Genomic DNA, 20,048 nt, shown 5'->3' with positions numbered 1-20,048 from the left:
CTTCAGATGTCCTTGTAATAGGCTTTATCGGCCAGTGCCTGCGCCTTGAGCGCGATTTCCATGGCCTTGAAACAGCGGGCCTGCGGCATGGCCGTTTCGGTGCGATTTTCGATATCGGCGAGCAATTGGCGGCCAAAGGGCAAATCGTCCTTGCTGCAATCGAAATGCTGCACGCCGTCCTTGTTGACAAGGAAAAGGTGATCGGTGCCCTCTCGCCCGGCAATATCGATATTCTTGCGGATTTCGATATAGCCTTCGGTGCCAAGGATCGTCAGGCGTCCGTCGCCCCAGGTCGGCAGTGTCTCGGGTGTGTACCAGTCCACCCGTATATAGCCGGTTGCTTTGCCCGTGCGCAGATATATATCGCCGAAATCCTCAAGGCCGGGCGTCTCGCCGTTGGCGTGATTGGCAATGCTTGCCGCCGCAATCTCGGCGTCCAGGCTATCGGTGAAAAACAGGAACTGCTCGACCTGGTGGGAGGCAATATCGGTCAGGATACCGCCATAGCGGTTCTTGACGAAAAACCAGTCGGGCCTGCTGGGCTTGTTGATCCTGTGCGGCCCGAACCCGGCCGTATTGACCACCTTGCCGATGGCGCCTGCATGCACCAATTGGCCCGCCTTGACCGTGGCGCGGTTCTCGAAATGCTCGGAATAAAGCACCGAAAAGATGCGGCCCGTTTTCGCCTGTACGGCCCGAACCTTTTCAAGCTGCTCAAGGCTGGTCATGCCGGGTTTGTCGATCAGAACGTCCTTGCCATGTTCCATCGCCGCAATTGCGATGGCCGCGCGATCGCCGGGAATGGCGGCGCTGGCCACCAGCCCGATAGTGGCGTCTTCATAGATTGCCCTGGGGTCGGCGATCCGCTCGGCCTGCGGGTATTTTTCCGCAAAGGCCTTGGCCAGATCGTCTTCGGGCGCGTGAAAGCTGACAAGCTCGCTTCCGGCCCGGATGAGGGCATCGACCTGCCCGTAGATGTGGCCGTGATTGATGCCGACCGCCGAGAAACGCAATTGCGACATGGCTCTTTTTATACTCCAGATTACCGTTTCATGCCTGTCGTCGCGATGCCTTGAATGAGCAGCCGCTGGAAGAACAGGAAGAAGAAGAAGATCGGGACCAGCGACAGGATCGACATGGCAAACAGCCCTGCCCAATCCGATTGGCCGCCCTGGCTGTCAACGAACGAGCGCAGGCCGAGCTGGACGGTAAAGGTCCGCATATCGTTGAGATAGATCAGCGGCCCGAAGAAATCGTCCCAGGTCCAAAGGAAGGTGAAGATCGCCGCGGTTGCCAGTACCGGCATGGAAAGCGGCAGCATGATTTTCCAGTAGATGCGCCATGGACTGCACCCGTCCATCATCGCCGCTTCGTCCAGCTCCTTGGGGATGCCGCGGAAAAACTGCACCATCAAAAAGATGAAGAACGCATCAGCGGCGAGGAATTTGGGCACCACGAGCGGCAGGATGGTGTTGACCCAGCCAAGGTTCAAAAACAGCACATATTGTGGAATGAGCGTCACGTGATAGGGCAGCATCAGCGTGCCCAGCATGATCGCGAACCAGAAATTACGCCCCCTGAACTGGAGCCGGGCAAAGGCAAAGGCCGCCAGCGAGCAGGCCATGACATTGCCGATCACCGAGAGCAGGGCAATGACAAGCGAATTCCAGAAAAAGACGCCGAAACTTACGCGCAGCCCGAACCAGCCGCGCGGATAGGCGTCAACTGAAACTTCCGAGGGGATCAGCGAGGTGGAATTGAAGATTTCCTGGCTGGGGCGGAACGAGGCCGAGAGCATCCACAACAGCGGATAGAGCATCAGGATCGAGGCGCCGATCAACAGGGCATGGATGAGTGCAGAAGCCCAGGGCTTGCGCTTATCGTCGAGCCCGACAACCTCGGTGCCTCTGTCATCGTCGAGGACGGCTTTTGCAGCGGTATCAGTCATCGTAATGCACCCAGTAACGAGCGGAGAGGAACGAGAAGGCGGTAAACAGCGCAATGATTACCAAAAGGATCCAGGCCAGCGCCGACGCATAGCCCATGCGGAAAAAGCCGAACGCCTCCTGATAGAGATAAAGCGTATAGAACAGGGTCGAATTGATCGGCCCGCCCGTGCCGCCGGAAATGATGAAGGCCGGGGTAAAGGCCTTGAAGGCATCGATGGTCTGAACCACCGCGTTGAAAAACACCACCGGTGTGAGAAGCGGCAGGGTGATCTTCCAGAACTGGCGCCATTTCGATGCGCCATCGAGCGAGGCGGCTTCATACATGTCCTGCGGGATTTGCCGCAGCCCGGCAAGGAAAATGATCATGGGCGAACCGAACTGCCAGACCGCCAGGATCACCAGCGTATAGAGCGAGGTGCCGGGGTTTGAAATCCAGCTTGGCCCATCGATTCCGAAATTGGCCAGGAACGAATTGACCAACCCGTTGGAGGCAAAAAGCTGGCGCCACAGGACGGCGATCGCAACCGAGGTTCCCAGCAGTGACGGAAGGTAGAAAATGGCGCGATACCAAGGCAGTCCGCGCATCCCGCGATTGAGCGCAACCGCAACCAGCAGCGCAAAAGCCAGCTTGAGCGGCACCGAAAGCAGAACGTAGGTGAATGTAACCCGCATCGAGGCGGCAAATTTGGCGTCTGCCGTGGCGATGCGTACATAATTGGCCGCACCGATCCAGCGCGGATCGGTCAGGAGATCGAAATTTGTAAATGAGAGATAGAGCGAGACAAGCGCCGGGCCTGCCGTAAGCCCGAAAAACCCGATGAACCAGGGCAGAAGGAACATATAGCCTGCCCCGTTATTGCGCCAGAAGCGCTTGAGCGGACCAGCGCTTTTCGGCGCGGTTGTGGCTTTTGCTGTGCCGGGAGAGGCTAGTGTCGACATGGGCCTTTGGCTCGCTTGCAAGATGTCAATTTAAACCCCTCGCGACGCATGGACGCGTTTCGGCAACGCCGGCGCAAGGGCTGCAAAAAGATGTCGCGTCTGTAAGGTACGGCAGCCCCCTCTTGGGCGGCTGCCGAACCTGTACTTGCGATCAGGCGTCGCGCGCCAGTATCGATTCCGCCTCGGCCACGAAGGCCTCCGCGCCCGATTGCGGCGTGTGCTGCCCGAAGGCAACTTCCTGGCTAACTCGCACGAGCGTGACGTCGATTTCACCGGCACCGAGCGGCGGCGGGGGCGGCAATGCGCCGGCCAGATCGCCAAGCTCGCTGATGAATTCAACTGCGGCACGTCCGTTGTCGTCAAGCTGGGGTGCAAGTGCCTCGCGAACCGCTGCCGATTCCGGCACGCCGCGTTCCACATCGAGGATCGATGCAGCATCGGGATTGCTGACGAAGAAGTTGATATAGGCTGCAGCCAGTTCGGGGTTCTGGCTCTGGGCCGAAACCGAGAAGAACATAGAGGGCTTGCGATAGTGACCGCCGCCAACCCCGGCCGCGATGCGGGGATAGGCATGCATCGTGATCGGATCTTCATTCAGTGACTGGTAGCCAACAAGCTGGTTAGAGTGCGCGGAGGAAACCGCAGCGTGTCCGAGTGAGACCATGCCGGTTTCAATCTGGCGCTGGTCGAGGGCCTGAATTTCGGCCGGGACACAGGCTCCCGATTCCCGCATTTCAGCCCAGAGAGAGAACCATTCTTCGGCATCGGAAGCATCGAAGGCAAGCTCACCGTCTTCGGTATAAAGTGCTTTTCCACGCTGACGGACGAAGTTTTCAAAGAAGGGTTCAACGCCGGAACTATCCGAAAGTCCGTGGAAATTCGAGCGTCCCGAATTGGCGGTGATCTCCTCGCCGATCCGGCGCAGATCGTCAAATGTCAGATCGTTTGTCGGCAGGTCGATGCCCAATTCTTCAAACGCGGCGGCATTGACCATCATGGCTGATGAGTTGGCGCCAAGCGAAATGCCGTAGATCGAACCGTCGACCGCGCCGCCCTGAACCGTTGCCTCGTCAAAATCGGAAACATCGAGCGTATCGGGTATGAAATCGTCTAGCGCTGCGAGCGCGCCGCGACGGGCATATTCAAAGATATAGCGGTAATCCATCTGGATGATGTCGGGCGCGTTGCGTCCGGCAACCTGGGTAGCGAGCCGCGGCCAGTAATCGTCCCAGCCAATCGATTCCCCGTCGATCACGATGTCGGGATTATGTTCCATGAACAGGTCGGTAACGGCAAAGGTGCGGTCAGCGCGCGGCTGTGAACCCCACCACATGAGGCGCAAGCGTTGTTCCTGCGCGAAAGCGCGGCCTGGCCCCATGGCGAAGGCCGAAGCCCCAAGTGCTGCAGCGCTTCCAGCAAGCAATTTGCGTCGGTTCAGTCTGAAAGTCATGTATTTTCCTCCCAAAAAATACCGGCCGTTTGCACATTACGTGCGCGATGTCGTAAAGGTCTGGTCGGCGGACCGGTAAATAACCAGTTGGTTACTACATTGTCCGAGACATAAGATGCTGTCAAGTGGTGTTCAGCATTTGTCAGACAAGTAGCGTTATCGCGCGCCGGTGCATTGAGGATGAGCAGGTTCGGGAGACTGGAATTTGGGCACTAAGCGGGTAGGGCAGGCGCAAGTGACGATTGAAAACGAAACGGCAGGGCAGGCTAGGCGCACACGCCGAGCTACGCCAGCCTTGCGCGATCCCTTGCGCACTCAGGCCGCCATTCTCGATGCCGCTACCGTCGAATTTGCCGAAAAGGGGATCGGCGGCGCTCGTGTCGATGCCATTGCCGAACGCGCAGGCACCAACAAGCGCATGCTTTATCACTATTTCGGCGACAAGGAGGGGCTCTATGTTGCGGTGCTCGAACAGGCTTATCGGGCCATTCGAACGGCGGAAAAAGATCTCGATATTGCCCACAAGTCGCCTGTCGAGGCGTTGAGTGAACTGTCCCGTTTCACCTGGCGCTATTTCCTGGATCATCCCGAATTTATCAGTCTGCTCAATACCGAAAATCTGCACCGCGCGTCCCATCTCAAAGGCTCGCGCCCCATTCTCGAAATGCACTCAAATTTCGTGACGGAGCTGAAATCGGTGCTCGAAGAAGGTGCGCGGCAGGGTATTTTCCGCGCAGGGATCGATCCGATCAACGTCTATATTTCTATCGCGGCATTGGGATATTTCTATCTCTCGAACCGCCACACGCTCTCGGCGATTTTCGACCGCGATCTTGAGGACAAGGCGCGGCTGGAGCAGTGGGAAAGCCATATCGTTGCGACAATTCTCGCTTCAGTAAAAGCCTGACCTGAAATCTCTCCGGCGACTTGGATTGGTCACAATGGGCTCTTGACGGCCATTGCGACCTTTAGTAAGTAACTGGATAGTTACAAAAACACACAGGTGGGAGGACGGGTCGTGGCCCAGAAGCGTCTTGGAATAATCATGCACGGAATCACCGGGCGGATGGGGTATAACCAGCATCTGGTCCGATCCATTCTGGCGATCCGCGATCAGGGCGGCATCGCGCTTGCAAATGGCGACACGCTTGTTGTCGATCCGATTCTGGTTGGTCGCAATCTCGACCGGGTTAAGGCTGTCGCGGAAAAGCATGGCGTTTCCCGCTATTCGGACGATCTCGATGCCGCACTCGCCAATAAGGAAGACGAGATTTTCTTCGATGCTGGCGCGACCAAAATCCGCGCCGGATTGCTTGAAAAGGCTCTGGCTGCCGGTAAGCATATCTACTGCGAAAAGCCGACTTCGGACGATCTTTCGGTCGCCATCGACATTGCCAAGAAAGCACGCGCCTCGGGCCTCAAGCATGGCGTTGTGCAGGACAAGCTGTTCCTGCCCGGTCTGATGAAACTGAAAATGCTGCGCGATTCGGGTTTTTTCGGTCAGATTTTGTCGGTGCGCGGCGAGTTCGGCTATTGGGTTTTTGAAGGCGATTGGCAGCAGGCCCAGCGTCCCTCTTGGAACTACCGCAAAAACGACGGTGGCGGCATTATCATCGATATGTTGTGCCATTGGCGTTATGTGCTCGACCACACCTTTGCGCCGGTCAAATCGGTTTCCTGCCTTGGCGCAACCCATATCCCGTCCCGCGTTGACGAGCAGGGCAAGACCTACAAGGCCGATGCCGACGATGCGGCCTATGCCACTTTTGAGCTTGAAGGCGGCATCATCGCGCAGGTCAATTCAAGCTGGGCGGTGCGCGTGCGCCGCGACGATCTTGTAACGTTCCAGGTCGATGGCACGCATGGATCGGCGGTTGCCGGTCTGCACAAATGCTGGACCCAGCATCGCGTCAATACACCCAAGCCGGTCTGGAACCCCGATCAGCCCCAGACCATGGATTTCTTTGACGATTGGGAAGAAGTGCCGGACAACTGGCCTGCCGACAATGGTTTCAAGGTTCAGTGGGAACAGTTCCTGCGCCATGTCGCCGAAGACGCGCCTTGGGAATTCGGGCTTGAAGCGGGTGCGCGCGGCGTACAGCTTGCCGAACTGGGATTGAAGAGCTGGCAAGAACGCCGCTGGCTCGACGTGCCGGCGCTGGAGTTTTAAGCGATGGCTGAACTTCTTCTTCCCAATCCCGATCGGTCGGTCACTCCCTACAAGGTGAAAAACGCGCCCTTGCCCATGCAAAAGCGCGATGCCTCCAATTTCAATCGCATAGCCTATGCGGCGGCCCATGTGGTCGCCGATCCTTTGGCTGAAAACGATCCGTGGGTTGATCCGGCCATCGATTGGGACAAGACGCTGGCTTTCCGTCATCACCTTTGGGACCTTGGCTTTGGCGTTGCCGAATCCATGGATACCGCGCAGCGCGGCATGGGGCTAGGTTGGCCCGAGGCGCTGGAACTGATCCAGCGTTCGCTCGCCGAAGCCAAAACCCGCTCGGGCGCATTGATTGCCTGCGGGGCAGGGACCGACCATCTGGCGCCCGGACCCGACGTCACTATCGATCAGATCATCGCAGCTTATGAAAGTCAGATCGAAGCGATCGAAGCCCATGACGGCCAGATCATCCTGATGGCCTCCCGTGCGCTTGCCGCAGCGGCCAAAAGTCCCGACGATTACAAGAACGTCTATGCCCGCATCCTCAGTCAGGTTAAGCAGCCCGTCATCATCCATTGGCTGGGCGAAATGTTCGATCCCGCGCTTGAAGGCTATTGGGGCGAGACCGACCACATGGCGGCAATGGATGTTGCGCTCGATGTGATCGCGGCCCATGCCGACAAGGTCGATGGCATCAAGATTTCCCTTCTGTCCAAGGAAAAGGAAATCGCCATGCGGCGGCGTTTGCCAGATTCCGTGCGTATGTATACCGGCGACGATTTCAACTATGCCGAACTGATCGCCGGTGACGATAGCGGGTATTCGGACGCGCTTTTGGGCATTTTCGATGCCATCGCGCCCGTCGCTTCCACGGCGCTCGATGCGCTCGGACGCGGTGCCGATAACGAGTTCTTCGATCTGCTCGAACCGACCGTTCCGCTGTCGCGTCACATCTTCAAGGCGCCCACCCGGTTCTATAAGACCGGCGTTGTGTTCCTTGCCTATCTCAATGGGTTGCAGGACCATTTCACCATGATCGGCGGCCAGCAATCCACCCGCTCGGCCCAGCATCTGGCGGAACTGTTCCGACTGGCCGACGATGCACGTGCGCTGATCGATCCCGACCTTGCTGCAAAGCGCATGGCCCAGACCATGGCGCTGCATGGCATCGGCTAAACCCATGTCGGTGGCACCAAGGCTGCGTATCGTTGCGGCGCGCGGGTATGAGCGCGCCGTCGCCTTTCGCTTTCCCTTCCGGTTTGGGGTGGCGGAAGTCTCACGCACCGCGCAGGCTTTCATTTCGGTCGAGATCGAAACGATAGAAGGTCATCACGCGACCGGCTGGGCCGCGGAAATGATGATGCCCAAATGGTTCGACAAGAACCCCGATCTCACCCCGGACGATACGATCGACCAGTTGCGCCGCTCGCTCCATATCGCCATGGAGCTTGCAGCCAATGCCGAACCCGATACGCCTTTCGGGCTTTCAGCCAGCATCGAGCCCGAACAGCACCGCCGCTGTGCGGCAGAAAATATCGGTGGGCTGGCTGCATCCTTTGGGCTTGCCCTTGTGGATCGCGCCGTAATCGACGCACTTGGCAAGTTGATGGACCGGCCTGCCTCGGCGCTGGTGCAATCCAATGCGCTGGGGATCGATGCGCGCACCGCGCCCGATCTCTCCGGCTTCGATCTCGATGGCTTTTTCGCCTCGCTAACCGTAGCGCCCACCATCGCCGTTCGGCATACGGTCGGGCTGGGCGATGCGCTTTGCGCCAATTCGGTCGCCAACCGGCTCAATGATGGCCTGCCCGAAAGCCTTGAAGAGGTGATCGCCGCCTACGGCCATACATGGTTCAAGCTCAAGCTGGCGGGCGACCCAGAGGCCGATTGCGCCCGTATGCTCGCCATTGCCGCCGTGCTCGATCGCATGGTGCCTGATTATAAGCTCACCCTCGATGGCAACGAGCAATATGCCAACGAATTGCATGTGCTGGAATTGCTCGAACTCCTGAAAGCCGAACCCCGGCTCAAGCGGTTCATGTCGCGCGTGATCTTTATCGAACAACCAATCGCTCGCGCGCAGGCCCTGTCTGCACCCGTCAACCAGCTCGCCCGTGCGCTGCCGGTGGAAATCGATGAGTCCGACGCCGATATATCGGCTTTCGCCACGGCAAAGCGGCTTGGCTATACGGGAATTTCATCGAAATCGTGCAAGGGCTTTTACCGCGCATTGCTCAATGCCGCCCGCGTCGCCAAATGGAACGCCGAAACGGACGGCGCGCCCTTTTTCATGTCCGCCGAAGATCTCACCACCCAGGCCGGGCTGGGCATCCAGCAGGATCTGATCCTCGCCAGCCTGATCGGCGCCACCCATATCGAGCGCAACGGCCACCATTTCGTCGATGGCATGGCCGGAGCGCCCGATAGCGAGCAATCGGCCTATCTCACAGCCCATGGCGATCTTTACGAGGAGCGGCTCGGTCGCGCCCGGCTCAAAATCGAAAAGGGTTTCGTTTCGCTGGGCACCATAGCAGATGCCAAGGGGCTGGGCGCATCTGTCCTGCCCGATACCGGCGCCATGACGCCACTACAATGACAAATACAATCGGGGAGGAAAAAACAATGAGCAAAGGCCAGCTCTCGATCAATCTGGCAACCACGCGCGGGTCCTGGGGCTTTGCCGAAGCGGTGGACGGTTGCCTGCGCCATGACATCACCGCCATTGCGCCCTGGCGCGATCAGGTCGAGGCCATCGGGCTCAAGGAAGCCGCCCGCATCGTTGAAACCAACAAGCTCCGCGTCACCGGGCTGTGCCGGGGCGGTATGTTCCCCGCCGCCGATGAAGCGGGTCGCCAGACCAATATCGATGACAACAAGCGCGCCATCGATGAAGCGGTCGCGCTCAATGCCGATTGCCTCGTGCTGGTGGTGGGCGGGTTGCCGGGATCATCCAAGGACATCGTGGATGCTCGCAAACAGGTGACAGACGGCATCGCCGCCATCCTGCCCTATGCGCGCGAAAACAACATGAAGCTCGCCATCGAACCATTGCACCCGATGTATGCAGCCGACCGGGTCTGCGTGAATACGCTTTCGCATGCCCTCGATATTTGCGTGGAACTGGGGCAGGGTGTGGGCGTTGCCATCGACGTCTATCATGTCTGGTGGGACCCTCAACTTGCCGAACAAATCGCCCGCGCGGGACAGATGGGTGCCATTTATGCACACCATATCTGCGATTGGCTCGTGCCGACAAAAGACCTGCTGCTCGATCGTGGCATGATGGGCGACGGCGTCATCGACCTTCCCGGCATTCGGGCGATGATCGAAGCGGCCGGTTTCCATGGCCCGCAAGAGGTTGAAATCTTCTCCCAGGACAATTGGTGGAAAAAACCTGGCGATGAGGTCTTGCAAACTTGTATGACACGTTTCAAAACTGTCTGTTAGGAACGTAACGCTTCCAGCCTCACACTCCTGGAGAATTTCAAATGAGCGAAGACCGCCTCACTTATGCCCTTGTGGGCACCGGCAACCGTGGCACGACGATGTGGGGCAGTGAATTGCTCGCGGGCTGGGCCGATGCGGTGGACCTCATTGCCATTTGCGATACCAACACGATGCGGGCCGAGCGCGCCCGCACCATGATAAAGTCCAACGCGCCGATCTATGACGACTTTGGCGCGCTTTTAACCGAGCACAAGCCCGACACCGTGATCGTCTGCACCCGCGACGACAATCATGACGACATTATCGTTGCTGCGCTCGAAGCGGGCTGTAACGTCATTTCCGAAAAGCCCATGACCACAACGGTCGAAAAGCTGGCCCGCATCCTCGATGCCGAGCAGCGCACCGGTAAAAGGGTGGATGTCTCGTTCAATTACCGGTTTGCGCCCACGGCCCACAAGATCAAGTCGCTGATCGATGCAGGGGAAATCGGCACGGTTACATCGGTCGATTTTCACTGGTATCTCGATACCAGCCACGGCGCCGATTACTTCCGGCGCTGGCACGCCTTCACTGAACATTCCGGCTCGCTTTTCGTCCACAAGGCGACCCACCATTTCGATCTCTTGAACTGGTATCTGGGTGCCGATCCGGTGGAAGTGAAAGCCTTTGGCGAGCAGCGCGTCTATGGCCCGGCTGGCCCGTTCCGTTCGGCCCGCTGCAAGGGTTGCCCGCATTCGGACAAGTGCGACTTCTATCTTGACCTCGCGGCAGACGACTTTCTCGACACGCTTTATGAGGACCCTTCCGAGGTCGATGGCTATGTGCGCGATGGTTGCGTCTTCCGGCCGGAAATCGATATTCCCGACACCATGAGCGCCACCATCAAATACAATTCGGGCGCTTTGGTTTCCTATTCGCTCAACACCTATATGCCGATTGAGGGCCACCATCTTGCGTTCAACGGCACCAAGGGCCGCATCGAAATCCGCCAGTATGAAAAGCAGCCCTGGGATACGCCGGACCATGACGAAATCTTGCTGGTCAAAAGTTTTGGCGGCGGGGTCCAGCGGATCGAAGTGCCCCATGCGCCCGGCGGGCATTTCGGCGGCGACAACATCATGCGCGATACGCTTTTCAAGGGCCGTGAAGATCCACTGGCCCAGCGGGCCGGCTCCCGCGCTGGCGCCATGAGCGTTTTGACCGGCATTGCTGCGCTCAAAAGCGCCCGCGAGGGCAAGTCGATCAGAATTGCCGATATAGCGCCGAAGAATTTGCGGTAGGTTACACTTAAGTGCGCTCACTTGTCGGGCACATGCCAATCGAGAGCCCCTTGCTCCCCCGCTCCCCTTGAGGGAGAGGGTGGCGCGAATGCGCCGGGTGAGGGGTCAAATGTAAACCTGCAAAGAAACCCCTGATCCGTCTTGGACCTGACGGTCCAATCCACCTTCTCCCTCAAGGGGAGAAGGGTAGCGCCGTACCACACACGCCCCTATAACCGCCCTGCCTCAATAATCCGCTGCAGGAACTTTTCGGTCCGCTCATTCTGGGGCGCCGCGAACATGGTCTTGGGATCGCCCCGTTCGAGAATGCGCCCGCCTTCGAGAAAGCACACGCTGTCGGCCACATCGCGGGCAAAACCCATTTCGTGGGTCACGATCACCATGGTCATGCCCTCGTCCTTGAGCTGACGGATGATGCGCAGCACTTCCCCGATCAACTCGGGATCGAGCGCTGCCGTCACCTCATCGAGCAAAAGCACCTCGGGGCGCGTCGCAAGCGAGCGCATGATCGCCACCCGCTGTTGCTGGCCGCCCGAAAGCTGTTCGGGATAGCTCAGCGCATGTTCGGCCATGCCGAACAGCCCAAGCAATTCGCGCGCGCGAGCCTCGGCAGCCTCACGGGCGATTTTATGTACCTTTCGCGGCGCCAGGGTGATATTGTCGAGCACGCTCATATGCGGGAAAAGGTTATAGGACTGGAAGACGATTCCGATCCTTTTCTGCAATCCGGTATGGCCAAATTGTGCGTCCTCAACGGATATGCCGTCGAGCCGGATTTCTCCGTGGTCGAAATCCACCAGCCGGTTGATGCAGCGCAGAAGCGTCGATTTGCCCGATCCCGAGGCTCCGATCAGGCACACGACTTCGTGCGGCGCCACATCGAGGCTTACTTCGTCGAGCACCAGCGTTTGCCCGTAATATTTGGTTACGCCATCGATTGCGATACGGGGAATACTCATCCGGCCCTCTGCAGCCGCCTCTCACGGTCTTTTCGCGTCACATAATCGGCCAGTCGCGCCATAGGAATGGTTGCCAGCAGGAACAGGCCCGCCGCCACAACGAGCGAGGAATAATTGAAAGTCTGTGCGGTATAGATTTGCGCCTCGCGCACCGCGTCACGCACCCCGATCACCGAAAGCAGCGCCACGTCTTTTTGCAGTGCGACGACAATGTTCATCAGCGCCGGCAGCACATTGCGCAACGCCTGTGGCAGAACCGCGTAAATCATGGTCTGCCATTCCGAAAGACCCAGCGATTTGGCCGCTGCCCATTGGCCCTCATGCACTGCATCGATACCCGACCGATAGATTTCGGCAACATAGGCCGAATAGGACAGGACCATCGCGACCGAGCCCCAGAACAACCCGCTATTGGGCAGGCCGGGCAGGTTGAGCGCGGGAATGCCAAAGCCGAACAAGAGCACCAGCAGCAGCACCGGAATCCCGCGGAAAATGTCGATATAGACAACCACCATCAGCCGGAACGGCGTGAACCATGGCGAACGCAGGGAGCGCACAACGGCCAGCACCAGCGCCCACAGCCCGATGCAGAGCAGCGCGGTCAGCCATATCCGCATGGACACCCAAAACCCCTGCAACACGCGGGGGAAGGCGGCAATCATCGCATCGAGGTTGAAAAACTGAAGCTGGACGCGGGGCCATTGCGCCGACGATGTGATCCAAAGCGCCAGCCCGCCAAAGACAATAACGATGCTGACAAGGCTGATGATTGCCGGGCGAACCGCCGCGCGCCATTCGTTGCGCGGTCTTGGGGGCAGGGGACGGCGCGCCGCCGCCCCATCGGGTGGAGTGCCCTCGGGGGCGGCAGGCATAGCACTCATTCAGTAATAACCGGCAGATCCGGGTCCGCAATCAGGTACTCGGCCACAAGATCTTCAACGACACCGCGTTCGATCACGGCCGACAGGGCTTCGTCGACCCACTCGACCAGAGGGTTGCCGAATTCAAACAACAATCCATGCCCAAGATCGTTTTCATCGGCGGGCAGGAGTGCTGAAATCTGCGCATCAGGAACCTGAACCGCCGTTACATAGAGTGCAGTGGGCACCGAAACCACGGTCGCATCGATCTGACCGGCCTGCAAAGCCTGGAATACACCGACCTGATCGTCATAAACGGCGGCGTCGTCCACATCGAGAATATTTTCGAGGTAATCGAGATCGGTGGTGCCAATGGTTACGCCCCAATTGGCCTCCCGCAATTCGGCAAAGCTCGTGGCGTTTTCAACGACCGAGCCGGGCAGGGAGACAACTGCTTTTGCAGGTTGGTAATAAACCTGGCTGAAGGTTACGACTTCGGACCGGGCCTCGGTCACGGAAATCTGCTGGATGGCAAAGTCGTAGGGCTTGGCACCCGGCGCAATGGCCTGATCGAAGGTCTGGCCAACCCAGACGACATCCTCTGGTGCAAAGCCCATTTCTGCGGCCAGTGCATAGACAAGGCCGTTTTCAAACCCTTCCCCGCTTGCCGGATCGTTGTTGAGCATCCAGGGCGGATAAACCGGATCGCCCGTGCCGACCGTCAGCTTGCCAGGTGTATGCAGCCGCGGATCGTCAACGGTGCCTTCCTGTGCAAATGCCACGCCAGCACCAGCGCCTGCGACCATTGCAAATGCCAGCGCACCTGCAACACCGCGCGCAAAATCGGATTTTACATGCATCCCTCAAACCCTTCCAACGCCCTTTGTGATTCAGCTGCCTTCCGGGCGGAAGGCACGGGCGCCAAGATAGACCTTGGCCGGAAACTCCCGCAAGAGGATTCCGGCCCTCAAGGCCTAAACTTTGACTCTATTGTCATATGGTCGGGCGTTACGCCGAGAGCTTTGCGTTGTGCTGGCTTTGCGACAGGATGCGCACGCCCTGGGCTGGGTCGCGCTGGATTGCATATTGGGTATAGGGTCCGCCCGCGCCATTGTCGGCACGCGGCTCATCGGCGAGCAGGCGCCGCCGGTCGGGGCCGAAATAGTCGCCAGCGCTGAAGTAATCCAGCTTGCGCGAAATCTGCTGGCTGAGGCGGGCAGCGAAATAGGACAATTCGCACGGGAAAATCAAGATATCGTCCACGCCCATTTTAAGGAAGTGCTTGAGCGAAGTCGTACTCGACTCCTTGGAGAAAACGATAATAGGCATGAAGCGCACATCGCGCTCTGCATGATTGCGAATCGCGGTCACGGTCTGCGCCAGAACCGAGTCTTCGAGTTCGTAATGGCAAAACAGAAACTGCACTGGCGTCTTGCGCGCCCGCCGCGCAATATCGTCAACCCCAAGATATGGATAATTCTCGCCAAACCCGGCCTTTTCAGCCACGGCCCTGCTGCGGGCAATCCAGTTCTGGTCCGAAGCCATGTGAATGCCTGCACATGCGTTCAACATCGTTAAATCCCCCTCGCGTGACCGGCGTGGAGCATCCCATGTTGCCCGGCAGGTCGGCATATAGTGCCAATTTTAACCGTCAATAGGTTACGAAATTGCTGCTTTCAGGCGGCGGCAACCCCCACAAGACGCAGCGCGACACTTGCCCCCGGCACCCATTCGCGCCAATGTGCGCCAAAACCAAATCAGGTGCTTTTGCCACCAAAGAGCATAGCAGGAAATCGCCCCATGCACCTCGTCCTTGTCGATGGCTCATCCTTCATCTTCCGCGCCTATCACGCGCTGCCGCCTTTGACGCGCAAATCCGACGGGTTGCCGGTCGGTGCGGTGGCCGGGTTCTGCAACATGCTGTTCAAACTCACCGAAGACATGAAGGGCGACAATGAGCCAACCCATTTCGCGGTGATCTTCGATTATTCGGGCAAGAGCTTCCGCAACGATCTTTACGATCAGTATAAGGCCCATCGCCCCGAAACGCCTGAAGATCTCGTGCCCCAGTTTCCTTTAACGCGCGATGCGACCCGCGCCTTCTGCCTGCCCTCGATCGAGCAGGAAGGCTATGAGGCCGACGACATCATCGCCACCTATGCCTGCCAGATGCGCGACCGGGGCGGCAAGGTCACGATCGTTTCCTCCGACAAGGATCTGATGCAACTGATCGATGACGATCACGTCCAGATGCTCGATACCATCTCCCGCCCTGGCCAGCCGCCCATGCGCTGGATGGGCCCCGAAGAGGTGTTCAAGAAATTCGGCGTCACCCCGGATAAGGTGGTGGACGTTCAGGCCCTGTGCGGCGATGCGGTCGACAATGTGCCCGGCATTCCCGGCATCGGGATCAAGACCGCCGCGCTGCTCATCAACGAATATGGCGATCTTGAAACCCTGCTCGCGCACGCTTCTGAAATCAAGCAGAACAAGCGCCGCGAAACCATCATCGAAAATGCGGAAATGGCCCGCATTTCGCGCCGGCTGGTCGAACTCGATTGCAACACGCCGGTCGAAGTGCCGCTGGACGATCTGGTGCGCCAGCCGATTGAAGCCAAAACGCTGATCCCGTTCTTGAAAGCGATGGAATTTACCACCATCACCCGCCGCGTTGCGACGCTGCTCGACATCAACCCCGATGATTTCGAGCCCGACCCCAGCCTTGCCGCGCAAAAGGGCGTTGCCGCTGCCCCCGGCAATGACGCTGCGGCCCATGTGACCGGGTCTGACATCGGGCAAGGCCCGCAAGCCCATGCCGAAGCGGTCCTGGCCAAAATCGCCGCTCTGCCGGTTGAGCACGAAAGTTACGAAATCATCCGTGATGGTGAAACGCTCAAACGCTGGGCGCAAAAGATCCTCGACAAGGGCCATGTCGCCGTCGATACCGAAACCACCGGGCTCGACAATCAGGCCGCCGATCTTGTGGGCATCTGCCTGTCCACCGAGCCGGGTGAGGGTGCCTATCTGCCTTTGGGCCATATCACCGGCGAAGGCGATATGTTCGGCGCAGGCCGGGCCGAAGGCCAGATGGATATGGCCGCGGCGCTCGACATCCTCAAACCCGTTTTCGAGGACCCTGCGATCCTGAAAATCGGCCAGAACCTCAAATACGACATGGGTATCCTGGCGCGTTATGGCATCACGCTTTCGCCCATCGATGACACAATGCTTATGAGCTATGCGCTCGATGGCGCGCGCAACAACGGCATGGATGCGCTGGCCGAACGCTATCTGGGCCACACGCCTATCAAGTTCGCTGACATTGCCGGCACCGGAAAAGCGCAGAAGACCTTCGATCAGCTCGAAATCGACGCCGCAGCCAAATACGCTGCTGAAGATGCCGACATCACCCTGCGGCTCTGGCATGTGTTAAAGCCCCGGCTCGCCGCCTATCGCGCCACCACCGTTTACGAAACCCTCGAACGCCCCTTGGCGCCCGTTCTGGCCCGTATGGAAGCGCGCGGGGTTTCGGTTGACCGGCAGATCCTCTCGCGCCTTTCGGGCGATTTCGCCCAACGCGCCGCCGCGTTGGAAGAACAAGCCCATGAACTGGCAGGCGAAAAATTCAATCTCGGTTCACCCAAGCAGCTTGGCGATATCCTGTTTGGCAAGATGGGGCTTGAAGGCGGCAAGAAAACCAAGACCGGGGCCTGGGCCACCGGCGCCTCGGTGCTCGACGATCTGGCCGCGCAGGGGCACGAACTGGCAAAGGTCCTGCTCGAATGGCGCGGGGTCACAAAGCTCAAATCCACCTATACCGATGCGCTGCCCGGCTATATCAACCAGCGCACCGGCCGCGTGCATACGAGCTATCATCAGGCGGCAGTGGCGACCGGGCGCCTGTCTTCATCCGACCCCAATTTGCAGAATATCCCCATCCGCACCGAGGATGGCCGCAAGGTCAGAACCGCCTTTATCGCCGAGGATGGCAATCTGTTGATCGCGGCGGATTATTCCCAGATCGAGTTGCGGGTGCTCGCCCATATCGCCGACATCCAGGCGCTCAAGGATGCGTTCGAGGAAGGCCTGGACATTCACGCCATGACAGCGTCTGAGATGTTCGGCGTACCCATCGAGGGCATGGACCCCATGACACGCCGCCGCGCCAAGGCGATCAATTTTGGCATCATCTATGGCATTTCCGCTTTCGGGCTGGCTAACCAGCTTGGCATTCCGCGCTCCGAGGCAGGGGAATACATAAAAACCTATTTTGAGCGCTTTCCGGGCATCAAGGATTATATGGAAGAGCAAAAGCGCCTGGTGAAAGCGCAAGGGTACGTCTCGACGATTTTTGGGCGTAAAATTCCGTTTGAAAACGCCAATACCAAGAACCCGTCCGAGCGGGCCTTTGTCGAACGCGCCTCGATCAACGCACCCATTCAGGGGTCTGCCGCCGACATCATCCGCCGCGCCATGATCCGCATGGAAAAAGTGCTGACGGGTGAAAACGTGCCTGCCGATATGCTGCTGCAGGTCCATGACGAACTGATCTTCGAGGCACCCGAGGACAAGGCCGAGAGCGCCATCCCCATCATCCGCAAGGTCATGGAAGCTGCCGCCGAACCGGCGGTTAAACTATCGGTCCCGATCCATGTGGATGCGAGAGCAGCCAAGCACTGGGGCGACGCGCATTAGGGGTGGGGATCGTTCCTGGCGGGCAAATCACTTTTGGCAGGAGACACTAGCAGTCTTGGAGAGGTGCCGTTTTCCTCTTTTGCGAGAGCGTTTAGCTCAGCTAGGCCTACTTCGATAACGTTGCGCTCCAACTCGATGTAGAATGGTCGGTAGATGGTAAATATCGGTCTTACCTTGCCATCAATATATCTGACAAACCGACTGGCTCCGTCCTTGCGCTTTGCCCGCTCGAAAAAGGGTCGATACCGCCTTGGAGTCACTCCAAAGAAGTGCTCAAATTTCACGCTAGGATACTTGCGATACTTGCCACGGTCAGAACCATCGATTTCAACTGAGTCTATATGCAGAAGTGGCACCAGGCTCTTGGGATAGGGCTCAAGATAAACCACCTTTCCAACGCCTGAAGCAACTATGTGCTTTGCGCACATGTGGCACGGAAATGTGGTCGTGTAGAGAACTGTATTTTTCACCGAAGAGCCAGTCCGAGCGGCATCCATTAGGGCCGACATCTCGGCATGTACAATCCGGCCATACTCCAGAGCATCAAGTAGCCGTGCTTCCTTGACCTCTTTACGCCTTACAAAGGTATCAAATTCTTCGCTCACGTCGAAAGTGCTAGCAACAATCTCAAAAAATTGCCTTGCAACAGTGTTTTTCAATTCGTCGTTGGTGTCTCCTTCCCATGTATACTCCCGAGCGTCGATGCCAGGCTCATCACACCAATATGTGCCGCCTCCCGCTTTAGGAACCTCATTTGATCCCAGGGACAGTATCTCGCCTGCACGTGTGAATATCGCAGCACCTACTTGTCGTGACAAATCTAACGTTCTCAAGGCCGCCGTTTTTGCCGTGTTCATGCCATACTCCTGCTTGGTGGGAGAAATGTCATTGGCTCCAAACACTATCTCAACTAACCGTGCGACTTGGTCTTTGGCGGACGCCGAGGTTACTTCGGTATTTACAATGAAGTCCGCACCATGAAATGTTTTTGCAACCCGTTGCCCGTGATCAGACGATGCTTCGTTTTCGTCCTTAGCTATTAGCTCGAGAGCCATGCTCTCCGGCGTTTGGCCATCTCGCGTTGCTAGCTGCTTTTCCACTTGCTGGGCGATATATTTTGCCCTTGTTTCTCGGCGGGCATAAACAGAAACTTGCAGGAACAAGTCACCATATACTCGCCGGAGGAGATCCACTTCTTCGGGCCGTTTCAATTGATCGATGATAAAGACACGCTTCGCGTAAATGTCACTTGGTTCCTTGAGTCGTGCTTCCTTTATGTGTCGGCGGCGCGCACGAACGATGGAAAAAACTGAAGAGGCCGCGAGAATTTCGTCTTTTTTAAAGAGACGTCGCACCTCATTCCCAAAGCGAATATAGCTTTCTACTCGGCTATGATAATTCGAGTTATCTAAATGGGTTTCACTTTTTAGGTGGCTATTCAAAAAAGGAAATGCTTCGGTAACCTTTATGATCGCGGCCTGGTATCCTTTGGCCTCGAAACTTGCCACCAATGCGTTTTTTGTGGGCTGAAGGTCGACACCTACTGGCGCTACAAGTCCGACAAAAATCTCGGGAAAGTCGATGATTTTTAGCAATGGATTCTCCCCCAGAATCTTAACCTAACCTTAACCGGATGATATCATCGTAGAATCAATGGAGGGCATAGCATGACTGAAATTAACCACTATGTGGAGCAGCTCCTACGAGATAGCGAAGAGCAATACCAAACTTGGTTGAATGCAACTGCCGCTGAAGAACTCTCGCGCTACGAGCCTACCGGAAGCAATGATGGTATAGCTGACCCCCATCGGAAAGAGCCCGATGCTAATGATCAGCGCGAAAGCTATTGATTGCTTCGGGGTGTAGCGTAGCATTAAATGGCAGGTGACCTTGGTGATCTGGCTATAGTGGTCACAATAGGTTAGTCACACTTGTGCATAGCGATGCGCGGCATTGGCTCCGTTTTCGGTTCTTGCACCGACATCTCTCCGCCCCAACTCCATTCCCGTATTCATTGGCGGAATTTAGAAAGCAAATGCTGCAAAAGTTGCCGTGCGGCACAAACGTGTCAAGCTGAACCCAACCAATTCATGCCGGGTGACGGCTATGAATTTGTTACGGGGCCGAGCGTCACGCACGACGTACGCAAAATCAGAAAAAACTTATCCCCGCTCCTTGGGATACGCTTAGTCTTGCTCATACGGCCGCACCGAGGACGAGGATGCATACGAGCTTCCGGTGAGGGCGGGATTGGAGAAGGGAGGAGCTTGGGTTTGAGCCTGGAACCCATTGGCCTCCGGGCACT

The 20,048-nt window shown here is 57.7% G+C and carries 17 protein-coding genes; 8 read left to right on the top strand and 9 right to left on the bottom strand.

Annotated elements, in window-relative coordinates; all coding sequences use genetic code 11:
• Positions 1-2 precede the first annotated feature (2 nt).
• The 4 genes from EO133_RS12825 to EO133_RS12810 all read right to left on the bottom strand — a co-directional run bounded on the left by EO133_RS12825 (position 3) and on the right by EO133_RS12810 (position 4,338).
• On the bottom strand, positions 3-1,022 hold the full coding sequence (locus EO133_RS12825) for a Gfo/Idh/MocA family protein (RefSeq protein ID WP_127073053.1): 1,020 nt from the start codon (positions 1,020-1,022) through the stop codon (positions 3-5).
• Positions 1,023-1,042: 20 nt separating this feature from the next.
• A complete protein-coding gene (locus EO133_RS12820) occupies positions 1,043-1,819 on the bottom strand; it encodes a carbohydrate ABC transporter permease (RefSeq protein ID WP_244640637.1) in 777 nt (258 codons plus the stop codon).
• Positions 1,820-1,940: 121 nt separating this feature from the next.
• The gene (locus EO133_RS12815; RefSeq protein WP_244640639.1) at positions 1,941-2,789 is read right to left on the bottom strand and encodes a carbohydrate ABC transporter permease; all 849 of its coding nucleotides are present in this window, start codon (positions 2,787-2,789) and stop codon (positions 1,941-1,943) included.
• 250 nt (positions 2,790-3,039) lie between these two features.
• Positions 3,040-4,338, bottom strand: a complete 1,299-nt coding sequence (locus EO133_RS12810) for an ABC transporter substrate-binding protein (protein WP_127073050.1) — start codon at positions 4,336-4,338, stop codon at positions 3,040-3,042.
• 205 nt (positions 4,339-4,543) lie between these two features.
• On the opposite strand from EO133_RS12810, the gene EO133_RS12805 reads away from it, so the two are divergent.
• The 6 genes from EO133_RS12805 to EO133_RS12780 all read left to right on the top strand — a co-directional run bounded on the left by EO133_RS12805 (position 4,544) and on the right by EO133_RS12780 (position 11,229).
• On the top strand, positions 4,544-5,245 hold the full coding sequence (locus EO133_RS12805) for a TetR/AcrR family transcriptional regulator (RefSeq protein ID WP_371870908.1): 702 nt from the start codon (positions 4,544-4,546) through the stop codon (positions 5,243-5,245).
• Between the two features lie 138 nt (positions 5,246-5,383).
• Positions 5,384-6,508, top strand: a complete 1,125-nt coding sequence (locus EO133_RS12800) for a Gfo/Idh/MocA family protein (RefSeq protein WP_127073049.1) — start codon at positions 5,384-5,386, stop codon at positions 6,506-6,508.
• Positions 6,509-6,511: 3 nt separating this feature from the next.
• Positions 6,512-7,678, top strand: a complete 1,167-nt coding sequence (locus EO133_RS12795) for a dihydrodipicolinate synthase family protein (RefSeq protein WP_127073048.1) — start codon at positions 6,512-6,514, stop codon at positions 7,676-7,678.
• A gap of 4 nt (positions 7,679-7,682) precedes the next feature.
• Positions 7,683-9,098, top strand: coding sequence for an enolase C-terminal domain-like protein (locus tag EO133_RS12790; RefSeq protein WP_127073202.1), 1,416 nt, complete (start codon positions 7,683-7,685; stop codon positions 9,096-9,098).
• A 26-nt stretch (positions 9,099-9,124) separates the two neighbouring features.
• The gene (locus EO133_RS12785) at positions 9,125-9,949 is read left to right on the top strand and encodes a sugar phosphate isomerase/epimerase family protein (protein WP_127073047.1); all 825 of its coding nucleotides are present in this window, start codon (positions 9,125-9,127) and stop codon (positions 9,947-9,949) included.
• Positions 9,950-9,990: 41 nt separating this feature from the next.
• On the top strand, positions 9,991-11,229 hold the full coding sequence (locus EO133_RS12780) for a Gfo/Idh/MocA family protein (RefSeq protein ID WP_127073046.1): 1,239 nt from the start codon (positions 9,991-9,993) through the stop codon (positions 11,227-11,229).
• Positions 11,230-11,438: 209 nt separating this feature from the next.
• Here the strand turns inward: EO133_RS12780 and EO133_RS12775 are convergent, their stop codons facing one another.
• From EO133_RS12775 to EO133_RS12760, 4 genes are all read right to left on the bottom strand, one after another.
• Positions 11,439-12,188 carry an amino acid ABC transporter ATP-binding protein gene (locus EO133_RS12775; RefSeq protein WP_127073045.1) on the bottom strand — a complete coding sequence of 250 codons (750 nt, stop codon included), beginning with the start codon at positions 12,186-12,188 and terminating at the stop codon, positions 11,439-11,441.
• Positions 12,185-13,069 carry an amino acid ABC transporter permease gene (locus EO133_RS12770; protein WP_127073044.1) on the bottom strand — a complete coding sequence of 295 codons (885 nt, stop codon included), beginning with the start codon at positions 13,067-13,069 and terminating at the stop codon, positions 12,185-12,187. Before EO133_RS12770 ends, EO133_RS12775 begins: the two co-directional genes overlap by 4 nt.
• Complete coding sequence (locus EO133_RS12765; RefSeq protein WP_127073043.1) at positions 13,066-13,908, bottom strand: substrate-binding periplasmic protein; 843 nt, start codon at positions 13,906-13,908, stop codon at positions 13,066-13,068. Before EO133_RS12765 ends, EO133_RS12770 begins: the two co-directional genes overlap by 4 nt.
• A gap of 148 nt (positions 13,909-14,056) precedes the next feature.
• Positions 14,057-14,620 carry a hypothetical protein gene (locus EO133_RS12760; RefSeq protein WP_127073042.1) on the bottom strand — a complete coding sequence of 188 codons (564 nt, stop codon included), beginning with the start codon at positions 14,618-14,620 and terminating at the stop codon, positions 14,057-14,059.
• Positions 14,621-14,848: 228 nt separating this feature from the next.
• On the opposite strand from EO133_RS12760, the gene polA reads away from it, so the two are divergent.
• Positions 14,849-17,743 carry a DNA polymerase I gene (polA, locus tag EO133_RS12755; protein ID WP_127073041.1) on the top strand — a complete coding sequence of 965 codons (2,895 nt, stop codon included), beginning with the start codon at positions 14,849-14,851 and terminating at the stop codon, positions 17,741-17,743.
• On the opposite strand, the gene EO133_RS12750 is transcribed toward polA, so the two are convergent.
• Positions 17,740-19,338, bottom strand: coding sequence for an anti-phage dCTP deaminase (locus EO133_RS12750; RefSeq protein WP_127073040.1), 1,599 nt, complete (start codon positions 19,336-19,338; stop codon positions 17,740-17,742). The two genes, polA and EO133_RS12750, sit on opposite strands and share 4 nt — an antisense overlap.
• A gap of 72 nt (positions 19,339-19,410) precedes the next feature.
• Between EO133_RS12750 and EO133_RS12745 the strand changes: the two genes are divergently transcribed.
• Positions 19,411-19,593, top strand: coding sequence for a hypothetical protein (locus EO133_RS12745; RefSeq protein WP_127073039.1), 183 nt, complete (start codon positions 19,411-19,413; stop codon positions 19,591-19,593).
• Positions 19,594-20,048 lie beyond the last annotated feature (455 nt).

The sequence above is a fragment of the Pelagibacterium lentulum genome (assembly GCF_003992625.1).
GTDB lineage: Bacteria > Pseudomonadota > Alphaproteobacteria > Rhizobiales > Devosiaceae > Pelagibacterium > Pelagibacterium lentulum.
The sequence above is the reverse complement of the archived record's forward strand: the minus strand, read 5'-3'. Positions and strand labels throughout refer to the sequence as shown.

Excerpts from the sequence above, each read along its gene's own strand:
- EO133_RS12825 (WP_127073053.1), bottom strand. The coding sequence starts at position 1,022 with ATGTCGCAATTGCGTTTCTCGGCGGTCGGCATCAATCACGGCCACATC.
- EO133_RS12820 (WP_244640637.1), bottom strand. The coding sequence starts at position 1,819 with ATGCTCTATCCGCTGTTGTGGATGCTCTCGGCCTCGTTCCGCCCCAGC.
- EO133_RS12815 (WP_244640639.1), bottom strand. The coding sequence starts at position 2,789 with ATGTTCCTTCTGCCCTGGTTCATCGGGTTTTTCGGGCTTACGGCAGGC.
- EO133_RS12810 (WP_127073050.1), bottom strand. The coding sequence starts at position 4,338 with ATGACTTTCAGACTGAACCGACGCAAATTGCTTGCTGGAAGCGCTGCA.
- EO133_RS12800 (WP_127073049.1), top strand. The coding sequence starts at position 5,384 with ATGCACGGAATCACCGGGCGGATGGGGTATAACCAGCATCTGGTCCGA.
- EO133_RS12795 (WP_127073048.1), top strand. The coding sequence starts at position 6,512 with ATGGCTGAACTTCTTCTTCCCAATCCCGATCGGTCGGTCACTCCCTAC.
- EO133_RS12790 (WP_127073202.1), top strand. The coding sequence starts at position 7,683 with ATGTCGGTGGCACCAAGGCTGCGTATCGTTGCGGCGCGCGGGTATGAG.
- EO133_RS12785 (WP_127073047.1), top strand. The coding sequence starts at position 9,125 with ATGAGCAAAGGCCAGCTCTCGATCAATCTGGCAACCACGCGCGGGTCC.
- EO133_RS12780 (WP_127073046.1), top strand. The coding sequence starts at position 9,991 with ATGAGCGAAGACCGCCTCACTTATGCCCTTGTGGGCACCGGCAACCGT.
- EO133_RS12775 (WP_127073045.1), bottom strand. The coding sequence starts at position 12,188 with ATGAGTATTCCCCGTATCGCAATCGATGGCGTAACCAAATATTACGGG.
- EO133_RS12770 (WP_127073044.1), bottom strand. The coding sequence starts at position 13,069 with ATGAGTGCTATGCCTGCCGCCCCCGAGGGCACTCCACCCGATGGGGCG.
- EO133_RS12765 (WP_127073043.1), bottom strand. The coding sequence starts at position 13,908 with ATGCATGTAAAATCCGATTTTGCGCGCGGTGTTGCAGGTGCGCTGGCA.
- EO133_RS12760 (WP_127073042.1), bottom strand. The coding sequence starts at position 14,620 with ATGTTGAACGCATGTGCAGGCATTCACATGGCTTCGGACCAGAACTGG.
- polA (WP_127073041.1), top strand. The coding sequence starts at position 14,849 with ATGCACCTCGTCCTTGTCGATGGCTCATCCTTCATCTTCCGCGCCTAT.
- EO133_RS12745 (WP_127073039.1), top strand. The coding sequence starts at position 19,411 with ATGACTGAAATTAACCACTATGTGGAGCAGCTCCTACGAGATAGCGAA.